Source organism: Cupriavidus sp. GW823-FHT06D04 (assembly GCF_058795055.1).
The window spans coordinates 23,914-46,759 of sequence record NZ_JBXAHL010000011.1; the positions used below are offsets into that span (position 1 = coordinate 23,914).

Here is a 22,846-nt window from a genome sequence, read left to right on the forward strand (position 1 = left end):
GGCGGCGCCGACGCGGTGGTGCATCAGGGCGACGGTGCCCGATCAGCCGCGATTCACATCCACCACCACGCGCCCCCGCATGCCGCCTTCCATGATCTTGCGGCCCGCCTCGATCGCATCGCCCAGGCCGATCTCGCGCGTCAGCGCATTGAGCCGGTCCGGCTCCAGGTCGCTGGCCAGGCGCTGCCAGGCCTGCTCGCGCAGCGGCATCGCCGCCATCACGCTGTCGATGCCGTGCAAGGTGATGCCGCGCAGGATGAACGGCGCCACCGACCCCGGGAAGTCCAGGCCCTGCGCCAGCCCGCACGCCGTCACCACGCCGCCGTAGCACACCTGGGCGCAGGCATTGACCAGCGTGTGCGAGCCGACCGAGTCGACCACCGCGGCCCAGCGCTCTTTCTGCAGCGGCTTGCCGGGCACGCCCAGTTCGGCGCGGTCGATCACGTCATCGGCGCCCAGCGCCTTCAGGAAATCCGTTTCCCTGGTCTTGCCGGTCGAGGCCACCACCTTGTAGCCAAGCTTGCTCAACAGCGAGATCGCCACCGTCCCCACCCCGCCCGAGGCGCCGGTCACCAGCACCTCGCCATCGCCCGGGCGCACCGGGCCGTTGACGCCGCCGCGCTCCAGCGCCAGCACCGACAGCATCGCGGTATAGCCCGCGGTGCCGATCGCCATGGCCTGGCGCGTGGTGAAGGCGTCGGGCAGGCGCACCAGCCAGTCGCCCTTCAGGCGCGCGCGCTGCGCCAGGCAGCCCCAGTGCGTCTCGCCCACGCCATAGCCATTGAGCACCACCTTGTCGCCAGACTTCCAGCGCGGGTGCGCGGACTCCAGCACCGTGCCGGCGCCGTCGATGCCCGCCACCATCGGCCACTTGCGCACCACCGGCGAGCGGCCCGTGATCGCGAGCCCGTCCTTGAAATTGATGGTGGAGTAATCGACGGCAACCAGCACATCGCCGTCGGCGGGCAGCTGCGCGTCGTCGAGCGTGGCGATACTGGCCTGGGTGGCGCCGTCGGCCTGGGTCAGCAGCAATGCCTGGAAGGTCATGGTGTCTCCTTTGTCGCCTGCCGGCGATCGCATGGAATCAGGGAAAAGGCAGAAAGCAGAACGGCCGGACAAGTCCGGCCGTCGATCGGGCCGGGACAGGTCCGGCGCGCGCTTATTTCTTGATGCTGGCGAGCTTGCGTTCCAGCGTGGCGACGTCCGCCGCGCCGGGGATGCGGGTGCCGTCGGTGAAGAACACCGCCGGCGTGCCGGTCACGTTCAGGCTGTGGCCCAATGCCAGGTTCTCTTCCAGCGGGGTCTTGCAGCTGCCGTTGCCGCTCAGCGCCACCTGCTTGAGCATCCAGTCGCGCCAGGCCTTGGTGCGGTCAGAAGCGCACCAGACCTGCTTGGCCTTGGCTTCGGAATCCGGCGACAGCACCGGGTACAGGAAGGTGTACACGGTGATGTTGTCCATCTGCTGGAAGGTCTGCTCGATGCGCTTGCAGTAGCCGCAGTTGGGGTCGGAGAACACCGCCACCTGGCGGCTGCCATCGCCCTTGGTCCACTTGATCGCGCGCGCCAGCGGCAGGTCCGACCACTTGATGCGGTTGATCTCGGCCAGCCGCTCTTCGGTCAGGTTGGCGCCGGTGCGGGTGTCGATCATCTCGCCGTTCAGGATGTAGCGGCCTGAGGCGTCGGTATAGACCACCTGCCCGCCGATATTGGCCTCGAACAGGCCCGGCACCGGGGTCTTGCTCACGCTCTTCACTTCGGCGCGGCCGCCCAGCACCTTCTGCAGCGACTCCTTGATGCGGTCGGTGCCGGGCTCGCTGGCAGCCATGGCATGCAGCGCGAAACCCGCCGCGGCCAGCCCGCCGGCGATGGCGGTGATCGCGGCGCTGATGGCGGGGCGGCGGCGCAGGAATGAGAACATGTGGGCTCCAGAGTATTCGGTAAAGGGATCGGATCGTGGGTGCGGCCGCGGTCAGCCGAGCGCGCGCGCGATCAGGAAGCGCTTGAGCAAGGACTGTCCGCCGACCGCGCGCATGCCGGTGTTGCGCACCACGCGCGCCACGCCGCCCGGCAGCGAGAACAGCCGGTGCAGGCCGTCGGTGGCCGCGGTCAGCGACAACAGGTCGGTGGCGCGGGCGCGCTCGTAACGGCGCAGCAGGCGCAGGTCGCCCTCGCTGCGGAAAGGTTCTTTGTCGGCCATCACGCGGCCAAGTTCCGCCACGTCGCGCAGGCCCAGGTTCATGCCCTGCCCGGCCAGCGGATGCACCACGTGGGCGGCGTCGCCCACCAGCGCCACGTGCGGCTGCACGAAGTGGTCGGCACGCTGCAGCACCAGCGGGAAGCCTTGCGCCGGGGTCACGCAGCGCAGCGCGCCGAACTGCGCGCCGATCGCGCCGCTGGCGCCCTGCATCACGGTGGCGGCCAGGGCCTCGGGCGACAGCGCCAGCAGTTCGTGCGCGTGGGCCTCGTCGGCGGACCAGACCATCGACACATGGTTGTCCGGCAGCGGCAGTATCGCCAGCACTTCGCCGTTGGCGGGTTCCTCGTCGGCCATCAGCTTTTCGGGCGCGCCCAGGAACCACTGCCACGCGGTTTCGTGGTGCGACCGCTCGCAGGCAAAATTGGCGACCACGCCCAGCTGGCGGTACTTGCGCGTGCTGACGCCGATATGGCATTGCTGGCGCAGCCAGGAGCGCGCGCCGTCGGCGCCGACCACGCAGGCCGTGCGCAGCTTTTCGCCATTGCCCAGGGTCAGCGTGACACCGTCCGGATCGCGCTCGAACGCGCTCGCCGTGGCGTCGTGCCAGGTCACTTGATGCTGAAAGCCCAGCGCCGTATCCAGTGCGCGCTCGACGTGGCCGGATTCGATGATCCACGCCAGCTGCGGCACCGCGGCCGCGTAGGCCGAGAAGTGCAGGTCCCCGTCCAGGCTGGGCGAAGTCTCGGCCGCGCTGACATCGCCGAACACGCGCATGTCACGCACCGGCTGGATCCGCGCCGGGTCCAGCGCTTCCCAGACGCGCATGCGCTCCAACAGCGCGTGCGAGCTGGCCGAGAAGGCATAGATACGGCTGTCCCAGTCATCCGGCCCGGCCGGCGCGCGGCCGCTGGCGCGGGGCGGCCTGGGCGCGACCAGCGCCACGTCCATGCCCTGCTGGCCCAGCAGCAGCGCGCAGGACTTGCCGACGATGCCGCCGCCGACGACAGCAACCTGGAAAGCGGAAGAGTTGCGCGCAGACGGGCGCGCGGACGCGTGGGATCGGGTCATGGCTGGATTATAGCCACGTCACTCCTGGCCCTGCCCCACGCCCGCATGCCCCGACCATGCAGGCCGATGGCGAAGCCCCCTTCCGCTAGAATACGGGTTTTGCAATTTCCCGCCTTCTACCATGAGCCTCCAATGCGGCATCGTCGGCCTGCCCAACGTCGGCAAGTCCACGCTGTTCAATGCCCTGACCAAGGCCGGCATCGCCGCCGAAAATTACCCGTTCTGCACCATCGAACCCAATGTGGGCGTGGTCGAAGTGCCGGATCCGAGGCTCGCCAAGCTGGCGGAGATCGTCAAGCCGGAGCGCGTTCTGCCGGCCGTGGTCGAGTTCGTCGATATCGCCGGCCTGGTGGCGGGCGCCTCCAAGGGTGAAGGCCTGGGCAACCAGTTCCTGGCCAATATCCGCGAATGTGACGCCATCACCCACGTGGTGCGCTGCTTCGAGGACGACAACGTGATCCACGTGGCCGGCAAGGTGGACCCGCTGTCGGACATCGAAGTGATCAACACCGAACTCGCGCTGGCCGACCTGGCCACCGTCGAGAAGGCCCTGGCCCGCTACATCAAGCCGGCCCGCGCCGGCGACAAGGAAGCCCTGCGCCTGGTCGCCGTGCTGGAAAAGGCGCAAGCCGTGCTGGACCAGGCCAAGGCCGTGCGCACCCTGGACCTGGCGCCCGAAGAGTGGGAAGCCATCCGCCCGTTCTGCCTGATCACCGCCAAGCCGACCATGTACGTCGCTAACGTGCGTGAAGACGGCTTCGAGAACAACCCGCACCTGGACGCCGTGCGCGAGCACGCCAAGCTGACCAATTCCCCCGTGGTGTCCGTCTGCGCCGCCATCGAAGCCGAGATCGCCGACCTGGACGACGCCGACAAGGCCGAATTCCTGGCCGACCTGGGCATGGAAGAACCCGGCCTGGACCGTGTGATCCGCGCCGGCTTCAAGCTGCTCGGTCTGCAGACCTATTTCACCGCCGGGGTCAAGGAAGTGCGCGCCTGGACCATCCACGTCGGCGACACCGCCCCCAAGGCAGCCGGCGTGATCCACACCGACTTCGAACGCGGCTTTATCCGCGCGCAGACCATCGCCTATGAAGACTTCATCAGCTTCAAGGGTGAGACCGGCGCGAAGGAAGCCGGCAAGATGCGGGCGGAAGGGAAGGAGTATGTGGTGAAGGATGGGGATGTGATGAACTTCCTGTTCAACGTCTGACCGGCAGACCTCGTGAAATAGCCACCGCATGCGGTGGCTATTTTCTTTGGGCCGGGGCACATCACTTTCGCCTCACAACCTCTCCATCCCCTTCCCCCGCAACCCCACCAGCAGCGCCTGCCCGTCCGCCCCCACGCGGAACTCCCCATACTGCGCCTGCGCGAACCGCTCGCCCTGCCCCTCCTGGAAGAAATACGCATCGGTCGACACCTGCACCTGCATGCCGCCCCAGCGCGAGCGGGCGACCTGGTAGCGCAGCAGTTGCTCCCCTGCTGCCAGCGGCTCGCCACCGTGCACGCGTACGAAGCTGGCTACGCCCTGTTCGTCACTGCGGATCACCGCCACGCCATCGCGTGGAGGCCGGTCGTCCTGCTTCCGCATCTGAGCGGCGCGGATCATGTTGCCGATCTCGAAGTTCAGCGCCATATAGTCGCCCTGCATCAGCGAGCGCGGGTCGACCGGGGCGAGCTTGAGGTAGACGGTTTCACCGCGCGCCAGCAGGCGCTCCTTGCCGGCGATGCCGGCGGCGGCAAGTGCCAGCGTCAGGGCCCAGGCGATCAGGATCCAGCGTTTCATGCGGCCTCCATCTTGGTGCGGCCCAGCAGCCAGTAACGGCCTGCCAGCAGCAGTACGCCAGCCGCGGCAAGCGTGGCGGACTTGGCCAGCAGCGTCCAGTGCAGCGCGCTGTAGTACCAGATAAAGCCGATAGCGATGCTGGCGATGCCCAGGCCCAGCCACGGCATCGACGCGCGGCGCAGGGCCAGGCCGAGCGCGAGAACCCCTGCCACGACTGCGGGCGCGGCGGCCATCAGCGCGCCGAAGGCCGCCACGCCAGCAAGGACGGCGCCCTGTACGGCGGGGCTGAGTGCCAGCCGGCGGCATTCGGCGAGCGCGAAGCCGGCCAGCACCAGCGTGGCCAGCCCGCCAGCGACCCAGTGCGCCAGCGGGATACGTCCGGCTTCCGGGCCGCCCAGCCAGGCCAGCGGATGGCTCATGCCGGTGACGACCAGTGCAACGGCCAGCGTGAACAGCAGCGTCGCGTCGGCCAGCGGTTCCAGCAGCGTGTGGCGGCCGGCCGCGCACAGGCGTGCTTCGGCCAGCGTGAAACCCGTCACCAGCGCGCAGCCGAGCGGCACCAGCCAGCCGAGGGACCATGTCAGCAACAGCCAGTCCTTCGGCTCGCTGCCGGCCAGGACGAGATGCATGGCGCCTGCCAGCCCGATCCATGCGCCCACCGCGCACAGCAGCCGGTGCAGCCGGTTGGGGACCAGCAAGGCGAGCGCTGCCTCGAACAGTGCCAGTCCGGCCCAGAAGCCTGCGCTCTCGGTGACGCGCGTGAAGCCCAGGGCCTCGGCCAGCCCGAACACGGCCATGCCCTGCCCGCTCAGGCTCACGGCCAGCGCGAACTGCCCCGCGGCAATGCCGCCGCCACGCCAGTACAGCAGCGCGGCCAGCGCGATCATGGCCAGGCCGGTCACCGCCATGGCGATGCCGTTCTCGCGCGCGGCGACGAAGACGGTGCCGACCAGGAAGAGCTGGAAGAACAAGGCGCCGAGCCAGCCCGCCGCGCCCATCAGGCAGCGCACGGCCCAGGGGGTGTGGGTGTGGTCGGGCCGCTCGCCCTGTACCTCGCCGCCTGCAGCGAGATCCTGCCAGAGCCGTTGCTCGGTCTGCAGTTCGGTCGTCATGCCTGCTCCAGTTGGCCACGCCAGGCACGCATCAGCCAGGCGGCCGCGCCGGCGGCAAGGCCGACGGTCACCAGCCCGAGCAGCAGGAAGGCGCCGAAATCGTCCTTGCCCTCGAACAGCACCTTGGCGATCGCGGCCACCGCCAGCACGATGCCGGTCAGGCAGGCCAGGCTCAGCACCACGATGTCGAAGGCGCGCTGGCGGAACCACCAGACCAGGGCGGCCAGTACCACCAAGGCCAGCGCGAATGCGGCGCCGTCGAAGTGGCTGTCCAGCAGGCTGGCCAGCCCCAGCGAGCCGGCGTGCACACAGGCCAGCGCGGCCAGCATGCGGCTGCCGGTCTGCCCGCGCAAGCCCAGCGCGGGCGCCCTGGCGCACAGCAGCTGCCACAGCACCAGTTGCAGCACCACCGCGCCCAGCAGCGCCAGCGTGGCGGTGCGCATATGACGCGTATCGAACAGCAGCGCGAACACGCCTTCGACACCGAAGCGGATGCTGAAATAGCGCAGCAACGCCACGTTGCCGACCACGATCACCAGCCACCAGTGTGGTGCGGCGCGCGCCGCCAGCGCCCAGGGCACCGCCAGCAACGCCCATAGCGCAAACAGCTGCCAGGCGTCGGCGCCGGTCTGGTAGGTCTGCCCGATCACCGCGAGCAGCACGCCGGCGACGACCTGCGCGCCGCCCAGCGCGGCGCGGCCCGCGGTGTCGCCAGCCGGGCGCAGCCAGGCAAAGGCGGCGAGCAGCGTGAGCGCGCCGGCCAGCAGGCCGAACTTGGAAAACTTGTGGAGGTCCTGCCAGTTGAAGGCGAAGAACACGATCACGCCCGCGCACAGCAGCGCGGTGCCCAGCGCCATCAGCGCCGTGTCCAGCCAGCGGCGCCAGTCGCTGGCGACGGGCTCGGTGCGCGCCCACGGCTCAGGGACGCCAGCCGCGTCCAGGCGCCCCAGTGCGCGCCAGTCGGCCAGTGCCCGGCGGATGGCGCGCCGTTCGCCGTTGGCTACGGTGGGTGTGCCTTGCATGCTCGCCCTTGCGTGCTGAGATGACGGGGACTTTAGCAAAGCGGCGCGGGGGCCGCACCTGTTCCGTGGGAGGGGGTGGTGCGGTCGCGCTCTAATCTATGCCCGGCCCGCGCGGGCCGGTATGCTGTGGTTTTCTCGTCCTTCGCCCGTTCCATGACTCTCGGAATCCTTGCTGCCATCCATGATGAAGTCGATGGCCTGGTAGCCGCCATGCGCCATGACGACAGCCGCGCCACGGTGCGCACGATCGGCATGCGCGACTACTATGCCGGCCAGCTGTTCGGGCAGCCGTGCGTGCTGGTGCTGGCGCGCATGGGCAAGGTGGCGGCGTCGGCGACCACCGTCACGCTGATCCGCGAGTTCGGCGCGACGCAGATTGTCTTCACCGGGCTGGCCGGGGGCATCGGCGCCGGCACCAATGTCGGCGACATCGTCATCGCCGACCGCACCATCCAGCATGACCTCGACGCACGCCCGTTCTTCGGCCGCCATGAAGTGCCGCTGCTGGACCGTGCCGAGTTCCCGGCCGACCCGGCGCTGACCGCCGAGCTGGAAGCCGCCGCGCGCGAATTTCTGCAGCTGGACCTGCCTGCCGAGGTGCCGCGCGAGGTGCTGGAACGATTCGGCGTGGCCGCGCCGGCGCTGCACCACGGAATGATCGCCAGCGGCGACCAGTTCATCGGCTCACCGGCGGCGGTGACGGAGTTGCGTGAGCGGCTGCCCGGATTGCTGGCGGTGGAAATGGAAGGCGCCGCGGTGGCGCAGGTCTGCCACGAATACGGCGTGCCGTATGCCGTAATGCGGACCATTTCGGACCGGGCCGACGATAGCGCCCATGTGGACTTCGCGGCATTCCTGAAGGATGTGGCCAGTCACTATTCCAGCGGCGTGCTGCGCCGGCTGCTGGCGGGAAGAGCCAAGGCCGACATTGCCCAATCGCCGGTCCGCTTCTGATCGCGATCATGCGGCGAGCGGATTCCCGCCGCCGCGATCAGTTCTGTTCTTACCGCCCGCGCGGCCGCACTGCACCCCAGGCCCCCACCAGCAGCGCCGAACCGGCGATCACCGCCAGCCAGCTGCTGAGCTGCCCGTCGATAAACAGGTGCAAGGCGCGGCCGCCATAGAAAGCGCCCGCCGCACCCGCCGCGCCCAGCACCAGCGCGGCCGGCAGGGTCACCACGCGCCCTGCCGGATGCAGCCGGCGCGCCGCCAGCCCCACCAGCAAACCCACGATCAAGGTGCCCAGCATCCGCTTCTCCTGTGTTGTCAGCATCACAGCCGCAAGGGCTGCGGCGTAACGATACTGCAATCCGGCCCCGCGCCTGCAATTAGCGATCCCGGCGGTATAATGGCATCCGGTCCGGCCACGCGCCGGACCGTACCCGTCCCCTACAAATGCAACTGCTCGCGATCGGCATCAATCACACAACGGCACCCGTCTCGCTGCGCGAGCGGGTAGCGTTTCCGCTCGAGCAGATCAAGCCCGCGCTGGGTGCGCTGCGCTCCCACCTGTCGGGGCGCAGCGGCACCGAAGCCGCCATCCTGTCCACCTGCAACCGCACCGAGATCTACTGCGCGACCGACGTCCTGACACCGGGCACGGATGGTTTCGAGCACACCCTGCGCTGGCTGTCGCAGCACCACAACGTGCCCGCGGGCGAACTGGCGCCGCACCTGTACGCGCTGCCGCAGTCCGAAGCCGTGCGCCATGCCTTCCGCGTGGCCAGCGGCCTGGATTCGATGGTGCTGGGCGAGACCCAGATCCTGGGCCAGCTCAAGGACGCCGTGCGCACCGCCGGCGAAGCCGGCTCGCTGGGCACGTACCTGAACCAGCTGTTCCAGCGCACCTTCGCGGTGGCCAAGGAAGTGCGCGGCCAGACCGAGATCGGCGCGCACTCGGTGTCGATGGCAGCGGCCGCGGTGCGGCTGGCGCAACGGATTTTTGAAAGCGTCTCGACCCAGCGCGTGCTGTTTATCGGCGCGGGCGAGATGATCGAACTGTGCGCCACGCACTTCGCCGCGCAGCAGCCGCGTCAGATCGTGGTGGCCAACCGCACCGTGGAACGCGGCGAAAAGCTCGCCGAGCAGCTCTCCGGCCAGGGCCTGACCGCCAACGCGATCCGCCTGACGGACCTGGGCGAGCGCCTGCATGAGTTCGATATCGTGGTGTCCTGCACCGCCAGCTCGCTGCCGATCATCGGTCTGGGCGCGGTGGAGCGCGCGGTCAAGCGCCGCAAGCACCGCCCCATCATGATGGTCGACCTGGCCGTGCCGCGCGACGTGGAGCCCGAAGTCGCGCGCCTGGACGACGTCTTCCTGTACACCGTCGACGATCTCGGCGCGATCGTGCGTGAAGGCAACGCGATGCGCCAGGCCGCGGTCGCGCAGGCCGAAGCCATCATCGAAAGCCGGGTGCAGAACTTCATGCACTGGCTGGAAACCCGCAGCGTGGTGCCGGTCATCCGCGAACTGCAGACCAGCGGCGAAGCCATCCGCCAGGCTGAACTGGAACGCGCGCGCCGCATGCTGGCACGCGGCGACGACCCTGAAGCCGTGTTGGAGGCCCTCTCCGGCGCGCTGACCCGCAAGTTCCTGCACGGCCCCACCCACGCGCTGAACCATACCCAGGGCGAAGACCGCGAGGCGCTGCTGCGCCTGGTGCCGGGCCTGTTCCGCCACAGCAGCCACTCCGAGCGCTAGCCGCTCTGCCCTTGCGCCGCGCGCCCTGCCGCGCCGGCACGCCGCCGCCCGTCCACGGGTAGCCCCGGCCCCTGGCCCACCTCTTTCCCCCGCATCCGATGAAAGCCAGCATGCTTGCCAAGCTCGACCAACTGGCCGAGCGACTCGATGAAGTCAACGCCCTGCTCGCGCGCGAAGACGCGACCGCCAAGATCGACCAGTACCGCAAGCTCAGCCGCGAACATGCCGAGTTGTCGCCGGTGGCCGAGCAATACGGCCAGTACCGCCAGGCGCAGGACGACCTGGCCACCGCGCAGGCGCTGCTGGACGATCCGGAGATGAAGGACTTTGCCGCCGACGAGATCGCCAGCGCGCGCGCGCGGCTGGAAGCCCTGGAAGCGAGCCTGCAGCGCCTGCTGCTGCCCAAGGACCCCAACGACGACCGCAACCTGCTGCTGGAAATCCGCGCCGGCACCGGCGGCGAGGAAAGCGCACTGTTCGCCGGCGACCTGCTGCGCATGTACACGCGCTATGCCGAACGCCAGCGCTGGCAGGTCGAAGTGATGAGCGAATCGGAATCAGACCTGGGCGGCTACAAGGAAGTGATCGTGCGCATCGCCGGCGACGCGGCATTCTCCAGGCTGAAGTTCGAATCAGGCGGCCACCGCGTGCAGCGCGTGCCGGCGACCGAGGCGCAGGGGCGCATCCATACCTCGGCCTGCACGGTCGCGGTCATGCCCGAAGCCGATGAAGTGGGCGAAGTCGAGATCAACCCGGCCGACCTGCGCATCGACACCTTCCGCGCCTCGGGCGCGGGCGGCCAGCACGTCAACAAGACCGATTCCGCGGTGCGCCTGACCCACCTGCCGACCGGCATCGTGGTCGAGTGCCAGGACGACCGCAGCCAGCACCGCAACAAGGACAAGGCGATGAAGGTGCTGGCGGCCCGCATCAAGGACATGCAGACGCGCGCCGCGCAGGCCAAGGAGGCCAGCACGCGGCGCAACCTGATCGGCTCGGGCGACCGCAGCGACCGCATCCGCACCTACAACTTCCCGCAGGGGCGGGTGACCGACCACCGCATCAACCTGACGCTGTACAAGATCGACATGATCATGGACGGCGACATGGATGAACTGCTGTCGGCGCTGGCCTCCGAGCATCAGGCTGATCAGCTGGCAGCGCTTGGCGAAGGTGCGTAAGCGCCACTAAACCCATCCGCAAAAGACTTCCGCCACGAACACCGCGTAAAGTCGCCGATATCTTTGTATTTCTTGTAAATGCTTGAAACAGCACTGGTAGGGGTAAGGCGGCTGTCTATAATCGATTTCGACCGGCAAACGGAGAATGGTGCCGGCGTAGTCTCTCCCGAGAACATACCTAGGACGAAATCATGAAAAAACTGCTCGCGCTGTTGATGATCACCGCGGCCATGGCCGCTTGCAGCAAGAAGGAAGAAGCCCCGCCTGCCGCCTCGAACGCCGAGAGCGCCATGCAAAGCGCCGCTGAATCCGCCAAGGCCGCCGCGAGCGATGCCGCCGCTGCCGCCAGCAACGCCGCTGACGCAGCCAAGTCCGCCGCCAGCGGTGCTGCAGCCGACGTCTCGGCCGCCGCCGAAAAGGCCAAGGAAGACGCCGGTCACGCCATGGCAAATGCCAAGCAGGCCGCCAAGGATGCCGTCAACACGGGTGCCGACAAGGCCAAGGACGCCGTCAATAAGTAATCGTCCGGGCGGGGGCATTGCGCCACCCGCTGTCGATGAGCGGTACACTGGCGCCAAGCTGGAAGTCCCGCCCCAAAGCCCCGCCAGGCCTTTGCGCCGGTGGGGTTTTTTGTAGCCGGCAAAAGAACCGTCCCCTCCCTTTCGATGTCTTCCCCAAACTCTGCCGCGCTGCCGGCGACCCCCACGCTGCGCGAAGCCCAGACCCTCGCCGCCATGGCCGGGTTGCCTGCCCTGGAAGTGCGCATGCTGCTGACGCATGTTACCGGCCTGAGCCGCACCCAGCTGATCACGCGTGACACCGACACCCTCACCATCGCCCAGCGCGACGCCTTTGCCACGCTGCTGGCGCGGCGGCTGGCGGGCGAGCCGATGGCCTACCTGATCGGCGAGCGCGAATTCTTCGGCCGCAAGTTCCGGGTCACGCCTGACGTGCTGATCCCGCGGCCCGATACCGAGGTCGCCGCCGAAGCCTCGCTGGCGCGGCTGGCCGAGGTGCCGCAGCCGACCGTGCTGGACCTGGGCACGGGCTCGGGCATCCTGGCCGTGACGCTGGCGCGCGAGCGCCGCGATGCGCAAGTCTGGGCCACCGACATCTCGCCCGGCGCGCTGATGGTGGCGCAGGACAACGCCAGCGCGCTCGGCGCCGACCGCATCCACTTCCTGGTATCTGACTGGTACGCGGCGCTGCCGGCGGGCCTGCGCTTCCACCTGATCGTCAGTAATCCGCCCTATATCGCCGAGGGCGACCCGCACCTGGCCGAAGGCGACCTGCGCTTCGAACCGATCGACGCGCTCACCGACCACGACGACGGCCTGTCCGACCTGCGGGTCATCGTCGCCGGTGCCGGCGCCCGGCTGCTGCCTGGCGGCTGGCTGCTGATGGAGCATGGCTACGACCAGGCGCAGGCCACCCGCCAGCTGCTGGAGGACGCCGGTTTCACCGGGGTCTTCACCGCCCGCGACCTGGCCGGCCTGGAACGCTGCACCGGCGGGCGCTGGCCAGGCGCTCAGCCCGGCGGCATCACTGCCGCTCACTGAAGCCCGGCGGCGATTCCGGTAAAATCAGTTGTCAGATCCCCGCCACCGGCCAGGCCGCGTGGTGTCCCATTCCCCCCAGGCGGCGCCCGCGACACGGCATCGCCCCACTGAAAAGCAAACCATGAGCGACGTGCAGCAAAAGATCGATCAGATCGTCAAGGGCAACCCGGTAGTCCTGTTCATGAAGGGCACCGCGCAATTCCCGATGTGCGGCTTCTCGGGCCGCGCCATCCAGATCCTGAAGGCCTGCGGCGTGGACGCGCCCACCACGGTCAACGTGCTGGATGACGAAGGCGTGCGCCAGGGCATCAAGGAATACGCCAACTGGCCGACCATCCCGCAGCTCTACGTGAACGGTGAGTTCATCGGCGGCTCGGACATCATGATGGAGATGTACCAGAACGGCGAACTGCAAACCCTGCTGAAGGGCTGAGTTCCTTTATGTCCGTGACTGGCGGCACACCCAAACGGCTGATCGTCGCCATCACGGGCGCCACCGGCGCCATCTACGGCGTGCGCCTGCTGCAGGTGCTGCGCGCGGCGCCTTCCGTGGAAACCCATCTGCTGATTTCGCCGGCTGGCGTGATGAACCTGCAGCACGAGCTGGACATCAGCCGTGCCGAGGTGGAGGCACTGGCCAGCGTCGTGCACAACGTGCGCGACATCGGTGCGACCATCGCCAGCGGCTCGTTCCGCGCACAGGCGATGGTGGTGGCCCCCTGCTCCATGCGCACGCTGGCGGCGATAGCGCACGGCCTGTCCGACAACCTGATCACGCGCGCCGCCGACGTCACGCTCAAGGAGCGGCGCAAGCTGGTGCTGATGGTGCGGGAAACGCCGCTGAACCTTGCGCACCTGCGCAATATGACGGCGGTGACGGAAATGGGCGGGATCGTGTTCCCGCCGGTGCCGGGTTTCTACCAGAAGCCACAGAGCATTGCCGAACTGGTCGACCATACGGTCGGGCGCGTGCTCGACCTGGTGGACTTGCCGGAGATCGGCCAGACGCTCGCGCCCAGCTGGGGCGGGCTGAATAGCCGGGCTGGCGACGCCGCCGGCAACTGAAATGCCACCGGCGCGCAGCCTCTCTCTACGCGCCGGCATCCTCCTGCATCATCCTGCCAACGGCTGCCTTTACCAGTGGCGGTATCCCCGGCCGTAGTAGCCATAGCCACCGTAATAGTACGGCCGCGGTGCCACCACGACCGGCGCCGGGGCCACGTACACCGGCGCAGGGCCGACCGCGGGGCCGGCGGGCGTGGGATAGACGGCGCAGCCGCCCAGCAGGGTGACGGATGCCGCTGCGGCAGCCAGTCCAATCGTCAGCATTCTCATGATTTGTCCTTGGGGTCGGAACGGGCATGTGCCTGCCCTGCTGACGTTATACGGGCAGAAACCGTAATACGGCGTCAAAGGCGTGTAAGGCTTGTTACCGTTCCCTACGCGCCTTGTAACACATCCAGAGATGCCGTCAGATCTCGAACCGTATCCCCTGCGCCAGCGGCAGCGAATCGCCATAGTTGATGGTGTTGGTGGCGCGGCGCATATAGCCCTTCCACGCATCCGATCCCGACTCGCGGCCCCCGCCGGTCGCCTTTTCCCCACCGAAGGCGCCGCCGATCTCCGCGCCGCTGGTGCCGATGTTGACGTTGGCGATGCCGCAGTCGCTGCCTGCCGAGGACAGGAAGCGCTCGGCCTCGCGCATCGATTCCGTGAAGATGCACGACGATAGCCCGTGCGCCGCGGCATTGTTCAGCGCGATGGCCTCGTCCAGCGTGGTGTACGGCATCATGTACAGGATCGGCGCGAAGGTTTCGGTCAGCATGGTGTCGTGCTGTTCGTCGGTCATGACCAGCGCGGGCCGCACATAACAGGCATGCGGGTAGCGGTCGGCGAGCAGCCGTTCGCCGCCGGTGACGATATTGCCTTGCGCGCGGCAGGCGGCCAGCGCATTGGCCATGGCATCGCCCGCGGCAGTATCGATCAGCGGGCCGACCAGGGTGCCGTCGGCGAGCGGGTCGCCGACGGGCAGGCGGTCGAACACCGTGATCAGCCGGCTCGCCATGGTGTCCATCAGGTCGGCGTGGATAAAGCAGCGACGCAGCGTGGTGCAACGCTGGCCCGCCGTGCCGGCCGCGGCAAAGGTGATGGCCCGCACCGCCAGCTCGATGTCGGCCGAGGGCGCGACGATGGCGGCATTGTTGCCGCCCAGCTCCAGGATGCTGCGCTTGAAGTGCCCGGCGCAGGCAATGCCGACCTCGCGGCCCATGCGGGTCGAGCCGGTGGCGCTGACCAGCCGCACCGCCGGGTGCGATACCAGGTGGGTGCCCAGCATGCGCCCGCCCGGCAGCACCGCCGAGATGCCGGTGTGCTGCGGCGCCGCGGCGGCCAGCACGCGCTCCAGCAGGCCATGCGCGGCCAGCGCGCACAGGGTGACTCTTTCCGAGGGTTTCCAGATCACGCCGTTGCCGCACACCAGCGCCAGCGCCGCATTCCACGCCCACACCGCCACCGGGAAGTTGAAGGCCGAGATCACGCCGCACAGCCCATACGGATGCCAGGTCTCGCGCATTGCATGCTGCGGGCGCTCGGAGGCGATGGTCAGCCCGTGCAGCTGGCGCGACAGCCCGACCGCGAAGTCGCAGATGTCGATCATCTCCTGCACCTCGCCCAGGCCTTCCTGCAGGATCTTGCCGGACTCCAGCGAGACCAGCCGGCCCAGCGCCGGCTTGTGTTCGCGCAGCACCTCGCCGAAGCGCCGCACGATCTCGCCGCGCGCGGGCGCGGGCAGCAGCGCCCAGGTGGTCTGCGCCGCATGGGCGCGGGCGATCAGCGCGTCGGCCTGCGCCGGCGTGCAGGCCGGGACATGGCCGATGGCCTCGCCATCGACCGGCGAGCGTACCGTCACGGTACCGGCCGGCGCGCCCTCCCGCCACGGCCGCGGCAGGCCCAGCGAATCCCAGCAGGCAGCGAACTCTTGCGCTTTCATATGACGGTCTCCTGGAGCGGATGCTGCGTATAGTGGCGGCCGAAGCGATTGGCAAGGAAGGCGTCCAGCGGCATCGACTCCTGCCGCACGAAGCCGGATTGCGGCAGCGCGCCGGTGGCCACCATGTCCAGCGCGGTGCAGATTCCCGCGGCGGTGGTCAGCTGGATCGCGTTGACATGGCCACCCTTGCCATCCACTCCGCCGATGCGCGCCGAGAACGAAGCCTGCGTCAGCGGCCCGCGCCCGCGTTCGCCCCCCGCGGGGTAGCCGGTGGCGGTGGCGAACACGATCACCACGTCCTGGTCGGTCACCGGGATGGCGCGGTCGAAGATATCGCGCAGCCATTCGCGGCGTTCGCGCAGGCGCAGGTCGTTGAGCAGCAGTTTCATCAGCGCGCAATGGCCCGGATAGCGGATGGACTTGTAGTCGACATGGCGCGCGCGGCCGGCCAGCGTCTCGGGCAGCGTGCCCAGGCCGCCAGATGTATTAAAGGCTTCGTACTCGATGCCGTCCAGCGCGAAGCTTTCCAGCCCCTCCAGCGCCGTCAGTTCCACGCGGCGGCCGTCGACGATGGCCTCGCACGGGTTGCAGTACTCGTTGATCAGTCCCTCGGTGCTCCAGGTCAGGTTGTACTTGAGCGCATTGCTGGGGTAGCGCGGCAGCGCGCCGACCCGCATCTGCAGGTCCAGCAGTTCCCCCCCGCCGCGCAGGAAGCGCTGCGCCAGGTCATGCCCGACTACGCCGATAAAGCCCGGCGCCAGCCCGCACTGCGGCATCAGCACCGAGCGCGCGCTTTGCGCCAGCTGGCGGATGGCCTGGGTCGCGGCCACGTCCTCGGTCAGGTCGAAGTAATGCACGCCCAGGCGCGCCGCCACCGAAGCCACGCTGATCGCGGCGTGGAACGGCAGCGCGTTGAGCACGGCATCGGCGCCGGCCAGCAACGCGGCGCAGGTGCCGGGCTCGGTGGGGTCGCCGGCGCGCGCCAGCACGCCGCGCGGCAGGCCGTCGAGGCGGCGTGCGTCATGATCGACCACGCTGACGCGGTAGTCGCCAGTGTCATGCAGCATGCTGGCAATGGTGCGCCCGATCTTGCCCGCACCCAGCACCACCACGTGCAGCGGGCGGGTCGCCTTGGGCAGGTCGCGCGGGGCCTGCCGGCCCAGGTTCGAGGCTTGCATGGTGTCTCCGTCCACAAGAAAAGGTTGTCCTGTTGACTGGAGTATGGATAGCCCGCGCGACACAATGAAGCCACAAGAACGACGAAAACCCGCCATAATCGAACGAAACGACGAACCATCTCGACGCAATGACCGAGCTCGACACCACCGACCGGCACCTGCTGTCGCTGCTGCAGGCCAATGCCCGCGAAAGCGCCGCCAACCTCGCCCGGCACCTGGGTATCGCCCGCACCACCGTGGTCGCGCGCATCGCGCGGCTGGAGCGCAGCGGGGTGATTGCCGGCTACGGCGTGCGGCTGGGGCAGCGCATGGAAGACAACGCCATCCTGGCCTACTGCGGCCTGTCAGTGCAGCCCAAGGCCGCGCCCGCCATCCTGCGCGCGCTGCAGCGCCTGCCCGAGATCGAAGAGGTCAATTCCGTCAGTGGCCCGGTCGACTACCTGGTGGCGATCCGCTGCGACACGCACGACCGGCTGGACCGGCTGCTCGACGAGATCGGCATGCTCGACGGCGTCAACCACACCACCACCTCGATCGTGCTGGCACGCAAGCTCGACCGCCGGCGCGCCGCCGGCTGACGCGGTATGCTGCCAACCCGATCAAGCGTTTGCGGAGCAACAATATGAACAACCCGATCCGTGTCGCCGTGGGCGGCGTGACCGGCTGGGCCGGCGGCGAACTGGCGCGCGGCGTGGCCCATGCGGCCGACATGACCCTGGTGGCCGGCTTGTCGCGCGGCGCCGCCGGGCAGCCTCTGGCGCAGCTGACCGGCCATGCCGATACGCCGGGCGTGGCGGCCGCCAGCATCGAGACCCTGGGGGCAACGCCCTACGACGTCTATGTCGAATACACCAAGCCGGGCATCGCCAAGCACAACATCCTGCAGGCGCTGGCGCACGGCGCGCACGTGGTGGTGGGCACTTCGGGGCTGACCGACGAGGACTATGCGGAGATCGATGCGGCCGCACGCCAGGCCGACCGCGGCGTGCTCGCCTGCGGCAATTTCGCCATCACGGTGGTGCTGCTGCAGAAGTTTGCCGAGATGGCCGCGCGCCACCTGGAACACTGGGAGATCATCGACTACGCCAAGGCCGGCAAGATCGATGTGCCCTCTGGCACCGTGCGCGAGCTGGCCTACCGGCTCGGCCAGGTCAAGGCCGCCGCGCAGGCGGTGCCGGTCGACCAGGTCAACGGCCCGAAGGAAACCCGCGGCGCCACCATGTCGGGCACGCAGGTGCACGCGGTGCGGCTGCCGGGCTACCAGCTTGGCGTGGAAGTGATCTTCGGCGCCGACGGGCAGCGCCTGCACCTGAAGCACGAGGCCGGCGACGGCTCCACGCCCTATGTCGCCGGCGCGCTGCTGGCGATCCGCAAGGTCCACACCGTGCGTGGCGTGGTGCGGGGGCTGGACAAGGTGATGGAAGGGCTCTGAGGCCCGCCTGCTGCGGGTGTTACCAGCTGCCAGGCTTCTCCGGCTTGGGCGCAGGCTTCGGTGCGGGCTTGGCGGCGGCTGCCTTGCCGCCCTTGGCCGCGGGCGCCGAGGCCGGATTGAGCTGCTTGTCCACCTCGGCATCCTTGTCCGCCATCAGCACGCGCGCCTGCGGCAGCAGCATTTCGATGGTGCCGGTGTTGGGGTCTTCCGGCATGGCGTAGAGCTCAACCGTCAGCGGCTTGTGCATCCAGCCGGCGTGCAGCGTCTTGACGCTCTTGCCAGCCTTGTCGGGCATGTCGACCTGCTCCTGCCGGAACGGCTTGCCGTACAGCGCGCTGACGCTGTCGGCCGCGGCCTGCTGCGAGTTGGCGCCGGCGGTCGGCACCACCAGGCCGACCAGCGCGTTGCGGTCGACAAAGGCCAGCACAAAGGGGCCGTCCATAAAGGACGGGCGCTGCGCGCGCGGCACGCCGACCTGGCGCATCAGGCCATCCCCCTTCAGTTCGACACAGAATCCGGTGACATCGCGGCCATCGGGCGTGCGCTTGTCGGCGCAATCCGGCAAGGCCGGCAGCGGGTTGCCGATTTCCAGCATGGCCAGCAGCGGCGACAGCGCGCTGTTCTCGGCCTGGGCCTTGGCCGGTGCGGGGGCCGCCGGCCTGGCGGCAGGGGCGGAAGCAGGGGCAGCAATGGCGCCGGCAGCGGCGCCCAGCAGGCCGGCAAGCGCCAGCCCGGCAACGGGGAATTTCAAATCGGACTCCTGATGAACGGCTCCGGGTTGGAGCCCGCCCCGGCCGGGTTGTTCCTGATTGGCGCGGGCGGTGACGGGAAAGTCACCGCCGGCCTGCCGGGCCAGGGGCGAGCAGTAGCTTACCCCATGGCCCTGGCGGCTCCGGCACTTCCAGTCAGTCCAACGAAATGTTATTGGCCTTGATGACCTTGCCCCAGTGCTCGCGGTCGGCTTCGATATAGCGGTCGATCTCGGCCTGCGTGCGCGGGGCCTGCACGACCAGTCCCAGCGCGCTGAAGGTGGAACGGAACTGCGCGTCCTTGAGCACGTGGGCAGCAGCGGCCTGCAGCCTGGCCACCGCATCGGGCGGCGTCTGCGCGGGCACGGCCAGGCCGAACCAGGTGGCGGCCTGGAAGTTGGGATAGCCGCTTTCCGCCACGGTCGGCACGTTGGGCAGCACATCCAGCCGGGTGCGGCCGGTGACCGCCAGGGCCTTGAGCTTGCCTGCCTTGATATGCGGCAGCGAGGTGCTGACCACATCCACCATCAGCTGCACGTCGTTGGCCAGCAGCGCCGACAGCGCCGGGGCGCTGCCGTTGTAGGGCACGTGAGTGACGCTGATGCCCAGCTCGGTCTTGAGCATTTCGGTGGCCAGCTGGAGCGCGTTGCCCAGGCCGACCGAGCCATAGTTGAGCTTGCCGCCCGCGGCCTTGGCGTAGGCCGCGAACTCGCGGATATTGCTGGCCGGGACCTTGGGGTTGGTCACCACCACCAGCGGCACCTCGGCGCCAATGCTGAAGATCCTGAAGTCCTTGGGTGGATCGTAGTTGATCTTCTTGTACAGCATCGGGTTGAGCACCATGCTGCCGTTGGTGGCCAGCACCATGGTGTAGCCGTCTGCGGGCGCACGCGCCACGCTGGTGGTGCCGATCATGGTGGCCGCGCCGGGGCGGTTTTCCACCACCACGGTCTGGCCCAGCTGGCGCGACATGCCGTCGGCCAGCGCGCGGCCGAACTGGTCGGTTGAGCCGCCGGGCGTGTAGGGCACCACCAGCTTGATCGGGCGATCGGGATAGGCAGCCTGCGCGGCCCCGCCCCACATGGCCAGCGCGCACCCCGCGCCGGCTGCCATCGCGGCGAGCCAGGCGCGCCGTCCGCTCGGTTGGTTCTGCATCGCGTCTCCTCCTGTTGTTATCGGTCGTGATCCATGCAGGCCGGGCGGGCGCTCAGACGCGGCGCTGGCGGCCTTCCCAGTATCGGTCACGCAGGCGGCGCTTGGCGAGCTTGCCGGTTTCATCGCGCGGCAGCTGCGCCTCGACCACGATGCTGCGCGGCACCTTGAAGCCCGACAGCCGCTGGCGCAGCCAGTCGATCACCTCGGCCTCGCGGATCTCCACGCCCGGCATCGGCTGCACCATGCCCAGCAGGCGCTCGCCGTATTCGTCGTCGGGGATGCCGAACACTACGCAGTCGGCCACGCCGGGGTAGCGCACCAGCTCGTGCTCGATCTCGGCCGGGTAGATGTTCACGCCGCCGGAGATCACCATGTCCGAGGCGCGGTCGCAGATAAACAGGTAGCCGTCGGCATCGACATAGCCCATGTCGCCCAGCGTCACCAGCCCGTCGCGGTCGATGGCGGCGCGCGCGGCGTCGTTGTTGCGGTAGCTGAAGTCGGGATAGGCGGGCTGGCGCACGTAGACCAGGCCGACTTCGCCCGGCGCGCACTGGCGGCCGTTCTCGTCGAGGATGCGCAGCTGCGCGTCATCGACCGGCTTGCCGGCGGTCCCCGGGCGCGCGGCGGCATCGGCCGGCGTGGCCACGGTGATCATGCCGGCTTCGCTGGAGGCGTAGGTCTCATGGATGACCGGGCCCAGCCATTCCAGCATCGCGCGCTTCACGTCGGGCGAGCACGGCGAGCCGGTGGAGGCAACGAAGCGGATCGATGACAGGTCGTACTTGGCGCGCACCTCGGGCGGCAGCTTGAGCAGGCGCACGTACATGATCGGCACCAGGTAGAGCACGTCGATGCGGTGCTTCTCCACCAGCGCCAGCACCTGCTCGGCATCAAAGCGCGGCGTGAGCACCAGGCGTTCGGCCATCTGCAGCGCGTTCTGGATAAACGAGCCCGGCGCGCTGTGGTACAGCGGCGCCGACATCAGCGTGCGGCAGCCCGGCTCGATACCGTAGGTCTGCCGCACCACCGAGCGCATGCGCGCGAGCTGTTCCTCCAGCCGGTCCAGCGGCAGCGCCTGGCGCACCACGCCCTTGGGCCGGCCGGTGGTGCCGGAGGTGTAGGCCATATGACCGCGCGGTGCCACGCGCGGGCCGTCGTAGGCCGGCTGCTGCGCCAGCCAGCTTTCATAGTCGATGGCGCCTTGCGCGGGGCGGCCCACCGCCAGCACCGTCATGCCGGCCGGCACGGCGTCGCGCACGGCGGGCAGCAGGTCGGCCTGCACCAGCAGCACCCTGGCGCCGCTGTCGGTCAGCAGGAAGCGCACTTCCTCGGCGGTGAAGTGCCAGTTGATCGGGCAGTAGTAGCAGCCGGCGGTGCGGCAGGCATGGACCACGTCGGCATAGGCCGGATCGTTGCGCAGCAGCACGGCGACCACGTCGCCCTCCTGCACGCCCAGCGCGCGCAGGCCGCCGGCCAGGCGGGCGCCGCGCGCCAGCAGTTCTTCGCCGCTGCGGTGCATGTCTTCAAACCAGAGGTCCGTGGCCATCCGTTGTCTCCTGTATGCGATCCGTTCTGTCAGCCGACCACTGTATCGGCGTAGCCGTGGATCGACAATCACGCGCATCGGAATCACAATGTTGCACCAGACGCGACAATCCTGCAGGCAATCCCCGATGGACCTCAACCTGATCCAGGCCTTTGTCGACATCGTCGATGCGGGCAACCTGGCCGAAGCCGGCCGGCGCCGCGGCGTGACGCGCTCACAGGTCAGCCGCCAGCTGCGTGAGCTGGAGCACCAGGCCGGCGCCCAGCTGCTGCGCCGGACCACGCGCCGGCTGGAACTGACCGGGCCCGGCCATGCGCTGTACCAGCACGGCGTGCGCATCCTGCAGGAAGTGGCCTCGGCGCAGGCCGAGATCGACAGCCTGGGACAGACCCTGCGTGGCCATGTGCGCGTGAGCGTGCCTACCGGGCTGGGCGATGCCTATATCGCGCCGCTGCTGCTGCAGTTTGCGCAGAAGCACCCCGGCATCACGCTGCGCGTGTTCTTCGCCAACCGCGTCAACGACCTGATCGCGGCCGAGATCGATGTCGCGCTGAAGGTCACCTCGGCGCCACCGCTGGATCATGTGGCGCGTGAAATCTGCGACATCCGCTGGCAACTGTATGCATCGCCGGAATACCTCGCAGGCATCCCGCCGGTACAAGTGCCGCCGGACCTGACCGGCTGCAACTTCCTGTGCCCGCCGTACCCGCCGCGGCAGTTCCCGCTGTCGCTCTACCGCGACGGGCAGCGCGTGGACGTGGCGCTGACGCCAAAGCTGCAGTCCGAAAACTTCCTGTTCCTGGCGCGCGCCGTGCGCGAGGGCCACGGGATCGGCATGCTGCCGGTCTACATCGGCTGGGAGGAAGTGCGCGCCGGCCGGCTGGTGCCGGTGCTGCCCGACTGGCGCCCGGAGGGGCTGGGCAACAAGCTCTTCATCATCACCACGCCCAACCTGCACCCGTCGATGGCCACCCGCGCGCTGATCGGGTTCCTGCGCGAGGAACTGGACAAGCTTGAGGTGTTCCGCGACGCGGTGGCGTAGCCGGCACCACTGGCCGGTAAACGAACGCTTTCCGGACCCAGGGTCGCAGCCCGCCCTGCAAACTTTCGTTTTGCAAGCTATTCTCCAGAAAACTTGCACTTTGCAAGCAAGCCGACAGGACCAGAAC

The 22,846-nt window shown here is 68.8% G+C and carries 24 protein-coding genes; 11 read left to right on the plus strand and 13 right to left on the minus strand.

Annotation, left to right across the window (positions count from 1 at the left end):
• Positions 1–42 precede the first annotated feature (42 nt).
• From acuI to AC1Q7H_RS15815, 3 genes are all read right to left on the minus strand, one after another.
• Complete coding sequence (gene acuI, locus AC1Q7H_RS15805; protein WP_492381469.1) at positions 43–1,047, minus strand: acrylyl-CoA reductase (NADPH); 1,005 nt, start codon at positions 1,045–1,047, stop codon at positions 43–45.
• Between the two features lie 112 nt (positions 1,048–1,159).
• Positions 1,160–1,918 (minus strand): DsbC family protein, encoded by a 759-nt coding sequence (locus AC1Q7H_RS15810; protein WP_013958124.1) that lies wholly within the window; start codon positions 1,916–1,918, stop codon positions 1,160–1,162.
• A gap of 51 nt (positions 1,919–1,969) precedes the next feature.
• Positions 1,970–3,265, minus strand: coding sequence for a UbiH/UbiF family hydroxylase (locus AC1Q7H_RS15815; RefSeq protein ID WP_013958125.1), 1,296 nt, complete (start codon positions 3,263–3,265; stop codon positions 1,970–1,972).
• Between the two features lie 121 nt (positions 3,266–3,386).
• On the opposite strand from AC1Q7H_RS15815, the gene ychF reads away from it, so the two are divergent.
• Complete coding sequence (gene ychF, locus AC1Q7H_RS15820) at positions 3,387–4,478, plus strand: redox-regulated ATPase YchF (protein ID WP_211980345.1); 1,092 nt, start codon at positions 3,387–3,389, stop codon at positions 4,476–4,478.
• Positions 4,479–4,550: 72 nt separating this feature from the next.
• On the opposite strand, the gene AC1Q7H_RS15825 is transcribed toward ychF, so the two are convergent.
• The 3 genes from AC1Q7H_RS15825 to AC1Q7H_RS15835 are packed head-to-tail and all read right to left on the minus strand — an operon-like array spanning position 4,551 to position 7,188.
• Positions 4,551–5,054 carry a GDYXXLXY domain-containing protein gene (locus AC1Q7H_RS15825; protein ID WP_211980346.1) on the minus strand — a complete coding sequence of 168 codons (504 nt, stop codon included), beginning with the start codon at positions 5,052–5,054 and terminating at the stop codon, positions 4,551–4,553.
• Positions 5,051–6,166, minus strand: a complete 1,116-nt coding sequence (locus AC1Q7H_RS15830) for a DUF4401 domain-containing protein (protein ID WP_013958128.1) — start codon at positions 6,164–6,166, stop codon at positions 5,051–5,053. The genes AC1Q7H_RS15825 and AC1Q7H_RS15830 overlap by 4 nt, the downstream gene beginning before the upstream one ends.
• On the minus strand, positions 6,163–7,188 hold the full coding sequence (locus AC1Q7H_RS15835) for a DUF2157 domain-containing protein (protein WP_013958129.1): 1,026 nt from the start codon (positions 7,186–7,188) through the stop codon (positions 6,163–6,165). Before AC1Q7H_RS15835 ends, AC1Q7H_RS15830 begins: the two co-directional genes overlap by 4 nt.
• Before the next feature lie 153 nt (positions 7,189–7,341).
• Between AC1Q7H_RS15835 and AC1Q7H_RS15840 the strand changes: the two genes are divergently transcribed.
• Positions 7,342–8,142, plus strand: coding sequence for a 5'-methylthioadenosine/adenosylhomocysteine nucleosidase (locus tag AC1Q7H_RS15840; protein ID WP_013958130.1), 801 nt, complete (start codon positions 7,342–7,344; stop codon positions 8,140–8,142).
• Between the two features lie 49 nt (positions 8,143–8,191).
• On the opposite strand, the gene AC1Q7H_RS15845 is transcribed toward AC1Q7H_RS15840, so the two are convergent.
• Positions 8,192–8,437 carry a hypothetical protein gene (locus AC1Q7H_RS15845; protein WP_013958131.1) on the minus strand — a complete coding sequence of 82 codons (246 nt, stop codon included), beginning with the start codon at positions 8,435–8,437 and terminating at the stop codon, positions 8,192–8,194.
• A gap of 146 nt (positions 8,438–8,583) precedes the next feature.
• Here AC1Q7H_RS15845 and hemA point away from each other — a divergent pair, with 146 nt between their 5' ends.
• The 6 genes from hemA to AC1Q7H_RS15875 all read left to right on the plus strand — a co-directional run bounded on the left by hemA (position 8,584) and on the right by AC1Q7H_RS15875 (position 13,693).
• Complete coding sequence (hemA, locus tag AC1Q7H_RS15850; protein WP_010809882.1) at positions 8,584–9,888, plus strand: glutamyl-tRNA reductase; 1,305 nt, start codon at positions 8,584–8,586, stop codon at positions 9,886–9,888.
• A gap of 98 nt (positions 9,889–9,986) precedes the next feature.
• Entirely contained in the window at positions 9,987–11,069 is a 1,083-nt protein-coding gene (gene prfA, locus AC1Q7H_RS15855) for a peptide chain release factor 1 (RefSeq protein WP_013958133.1), read from the plus strand.
• 191 nt (positions 11,070–11,260) lie between these two features.
• Entirely contained in the window at positions 11,261–11,590 is a 330-nt protein-coding gene (locus AC1Q7H_RS15860; RefSeq protein ID WP_013958134.1) for a hypothetical protein, read from the plus strand.
• 144 nt (positions 11,591–11,734) lie between these two features.
• A complete protein-coding gene (gene prmC, locus AC1Q7H_RS15865) occupies positions 11,735–12,628 on the plus strand; it encodes a peptide chain release factor N(5)-glutamine methyltransferase (RefSeq protein ID WP_492378259.1) in 894 nt (297 codons plus the stop codon).
• 121 nt (positions 12,629–12,749) lie between these two features.
• A complete protein-coding gene (grxD, locus tag AC1Q7H_RS15870; protein WP_041228169.1) occupies positions 12,750–13,061 on the plus strand; it encodes a Grx4 family monothiol glutaredoxin in 312 nt (103 codons plus the stop codon).
• An 8-nt stretch (positions 13,062–13,069) separates the two neighbouring features.
• Positions 13,070–13,693, plus strand: coding sequence for a UbiX family flavin prenyltransferase (locus tag AC1Q7H_RS15875; protein ID WP_013958137.1), 624 nt, complete (start codon positions 13,070–13,072; stop codon positions 13,691–13,693).
• Between the two features lie 69 nt (positions 13,694–13,762).
• Here the strand turns inward: AC1Q7H_RS15875 and AC1Q7H_RS15880 are convergent, their stop codons facing one another.
• From AC1Q7H_RS15880 to AC1Q7H_RS15890, 3 genes are all read right to left on the minus strand, one after another.
• On the minus strand, positions 13,763–13,957 hold the full coding sequence (locus AC1Q7H_RS15880) for a hypothetical protein (RefSeq protein ID WP_013958138.1): 195 nt from the start codon (positions 13,955–13,957) through the stop codon (positions 13,763–13,765).
• Between the two features lie 142 nt (positions 13,958–14,099).
• Positions 14,100–15,617 (minus strand): L-piperidine-6-carboxylate dehydrogenase, encoded by a 1,518-nt coding sequence (gene amaB / locus AC1Q7H_RS15885; protein WP_013958139.1) that lies wholly within the window; start codon positions 15,615–15,617, stop codon positions 14,100–14,102.
• Positions 15,614–16,795 carry a saccharopine dehydrogenase family protein gene (locus AC1Q7H_RS15890; protein WP_013958140.1) on the minus strand — a complete coding sequence of 394 codons (1,182 nt, stop codon included), beginning with the start codon at positions 16,793–16,795 and terminating at the stop codon, positions 15,614–15,616. The genes amaB and AC1Q7H_RS15890 overlap by 4 nt, the downstream gene beginning before the upstream one ends.
• A 128-nt stretch (positions 16,796–16,923) precedes the next feature.
• Here AC1Q7H_RS15890 and AC1Q7H_RS15895 point away from each other — a divergent pair, with 128 nt between their 5' ends.
• Both AC1Q7H_RS15895 and dapB read left to right on the plus strand, forming a co-directional pair.
• On the plus strand, positions 16,924–17,373 hold the full coding sequence (locus AC1Q7H_RS15895) for an Lrp/AsnC family transcriptional regulator (protein ID WP_010809873.1): 450 nt from the start codon (positions 16,924–16,926) through the stop codon (positions 17,371–17,373).
• Positions 17,374–17,417: 44 nt separating this feature from the next.
• The gene (gene dapB / locus AC1Q7H_RS15900; protein WP_013958141.1) at positions 17,418–18,227 is read left to right on the plus strand and encodes a 4-hydroxy-tetrahydrodipicolinate reductase; all 810 of its coding nucleotides are present in this window, start codon (positions 17,418–17,420) and stop codon (positions 18,225–18,227) included.
• A 19-nt stretch (positions 18,228–18,246) separates the two neighbouring features.
• Here dapB and AC1Q7H_RS15905 read toward each other — a convergent pair whose 3' ends face one another.
• The 3 genes from AC1Q7H_RS15905 to AC1Q7H_RS15915 all read right to left on the minus strand — a co-directional run bounded on the left by AC1Q7H_RS15905 (position 18,247) and on the right by AC1Q7H_RS15915 (position 21,677).
• Entirely contained in the window at positions 18,247–18,978 is a 732-nt protein-coding gene (locus tag AC1Q7H_RS15905; protein WP_153955457.1) for a hypothetical protein, read from the minus strand.
• 154 nt (positions 18,979–19,132) lie between these two features.
• Positions 19,133–20,131, minus strand: coding sequence for a Bug family tripartite tricarboxylate transporter substrate binding protein (locus AC1Q7H_RS15910; RefSeq protein ID WP_013958143.1), 999 nt, complete (start codon positions 20,129–20,131; stop codon positions 19,133–19,135).
• A 52-nt stretch (positions 20,132–20,183) separates the two neighbouring features.
• A complete protein-coding gene (locus AC1Q7H_RS15915; protein ID WP_013958144.1) occupies positions 20,184–21,677 on the minus strand; it encodes an acyl-CoA synthetase in 1,494 nt (497 codons plus the stop codon).
• Positions 21,678–21,804: 127 nt separating this feature from the next.
• Between AC1Q7H_RS15915 and AC1Q7H_RS15920 the strand changes: the two genes are divergently transcribed.
• Entirely contained in the window at positions 21,805–22,719 is a 915-nt protein-coding gene (locus AC1Q7H_RS15920) for a LysR family transcriptional regulator (RefSeq protein WP_211980348.1), read from the plus strand.
• The last annotated feature ends 127 nt before the right edge of the window (positions 22,720–22,846 follow it).

What these genes read in the sequence shown, in the direction of transcription:
- ychF (WP_211980345.1), top strand. Translation starts at nt 3,387, where the DNA reads ATGAGCCTCCAATGCGGCATCGTCGGCCTGCCCAACGTCGGCAAGTCC.
- AC1Q7H_RS15860 (WP_013958134.1), top strand. Translation starts at nt 11,261, where the DNA reads ATGAAAAAACTGCTCGCGCTGTTGATGATCACCGCGGCCATGGCCGCT.
- acuI (WP_492381469.1), bottom strand. Translation starts at nt 1,047, where the DNA reads ATGACCTTCCAGGCATTGCTGCTGACCCAGGCCGACGGCGCCACCCAG.
- AC1Q7H_RS15910 (WP_013958143.1), bottom strand. Translation starts at nt 20,131, where the DNA reads ATGCAGAACCAACCGAGCGGACGGCGCGCCTGGCTCGCCGCGATGGCA.
- AC1Q7H_RS15845 (WP_013958131.1), bottom strand. Translation starts at nt 8,437, where the DNA reads ATGCTGGGCACCTTGATCGTGGGTTTGCTGGTGGGGCTGGCGGCGCGC.
- AC1Q7H_RS15895 (WP_010809873.1), top strand. Translation starts at nt 16,924, where the DNA reads ATGACCGAGCTCGACACCACCGACCGGCACCTGCTGTCGCTGCTGCAG.
- AC1Q7H_RS15830 (WP_013958128.1), bottom strand. Translation starts at nt 6,166, where the DNA reads ATGACGACCGAACTGCAGACCGAGCAACGGCTCTGGCAGGATCTCGCT.
- AC1Q7H_RS15840 (WP_013958130.1), top strand. Translation starts at nt 7,342, where the DNA reads ATGACTCTCGGAATCCTTGCTGCCATCCATGATGAAGTCGATGGCCTG.
- prmC (WP_492378259.1), top strand. Translation starts at nt 11,735, where the DNA reads ATGTCTTCCCCAAACTCTGCCGCGCTGCCGGCGACCCCCACGCTGCGC.
- AC1Q7H_RS15835 (WP_013958129.1), bottom strand. Translation starts at nt 7,188, where the DNA reads ATGCAAGGCACACCCACCGTAGCCAACGGCGAACGGCGCGCCATCCGC.
- grxD (WP_041228169.1), top strand. Translation starts at nt 12,750, where the DNA reads ATGAGCGACGTGCAGCAAAAGATCGATCAGATCGTCAAGGGCAACCCG.
- prfA (WP_013958133.1), top strand. Translation starts at nt 9,987, where the DNA reads ATGAAAGCCAGCATGCTTGCCAAGCTCGACCAACTGGCCGAGCGACTC.
- AC1Q7H_RS15915 (WP_013958144.1), bottom strand. Translation starts at nt 21,677, where the DNA reads ATGGCCACGGACCTCTGGTTTGAAGACATGCACCGCAGCGGCGAAGAA.
- AC1Q7H_RS15875 (WP_013958137.1), top strand. Translation starts at nt 13,070, where the DNA reads ATGTCCGTGACTGGCGGCACACCCAAACGGCTGATCGTCGCCATCACG.
- amaB (WP_013958139.1), bottom strand. Translation starts at nt 15,617, where the DNA reads ATGAAAGCGCAAGAGTTCGCTGCCTGCTGGGATTCGCTGGGCCTGCCG.
- AC1Q7H_RS15825 (WP_211980346.1), bottom strand. Translation starts at nt 5,054, where the DNA reads ATGAAACGCTGGATCCTGATCGCCTGGGCCCTGACGCTGGCACTTGCC.
- hemA (WP_010809882.1), top strand. Translation starts at nt 8,584, where the DNA reads ATGCAACTGCTCGCGATCGGCATCAATCACACAACGGCACCCGTCTCG.
- AC1Q7H_RS15815 (WP_013958125.1), bottom strand. Translation starts at nt 3,265, where the DNA reads ATGACCCGATCCCACGCGTCCGCGCGCCCGTCTGCGCGCAACTCTTCC.
- AC1Q7H_RS15880 (WP_013958138.1), bottom strand. Translation starts at nt 13,957, where the DNA reads ATGCTGACGATTGGACTGGCTGCCGCAGCGGCATCCGTCACCCTGCTG.
- AC1Q7H_RS15810 (WP_013958124.1), bottom strand. Translation starts at nt 1,918, where the DNA reads ATGTTCTCATTCCTGCGCCGCCGCCCCGCCATCAGCGCCGCGATCACC.
- AC1Q7H_RS15890 (WP_013958140.1), bottom strand. Translation starts at nt 16,795, where the DNA reads ATGCAAGCCTCGAACCTGGGCCGGCAGGCCCCGCGCGACCTGCCCAAG.
- dapB (WP_013958141.1), top strand. Translation starts at nt 17,418, where the DNA reads ATGAACAACCCGATCCGTGTCGCCGTGGGCGGCGTGACCGGCTGGGCC.
- AC1Q7H_RS15920 (WP_211980348.1), top strand. Translation starts at nt 21,805, where the DNA reads ATGGACCTCAACCTGATCCAGGCCTTTGTCGACATCGTCGATGCGGGC.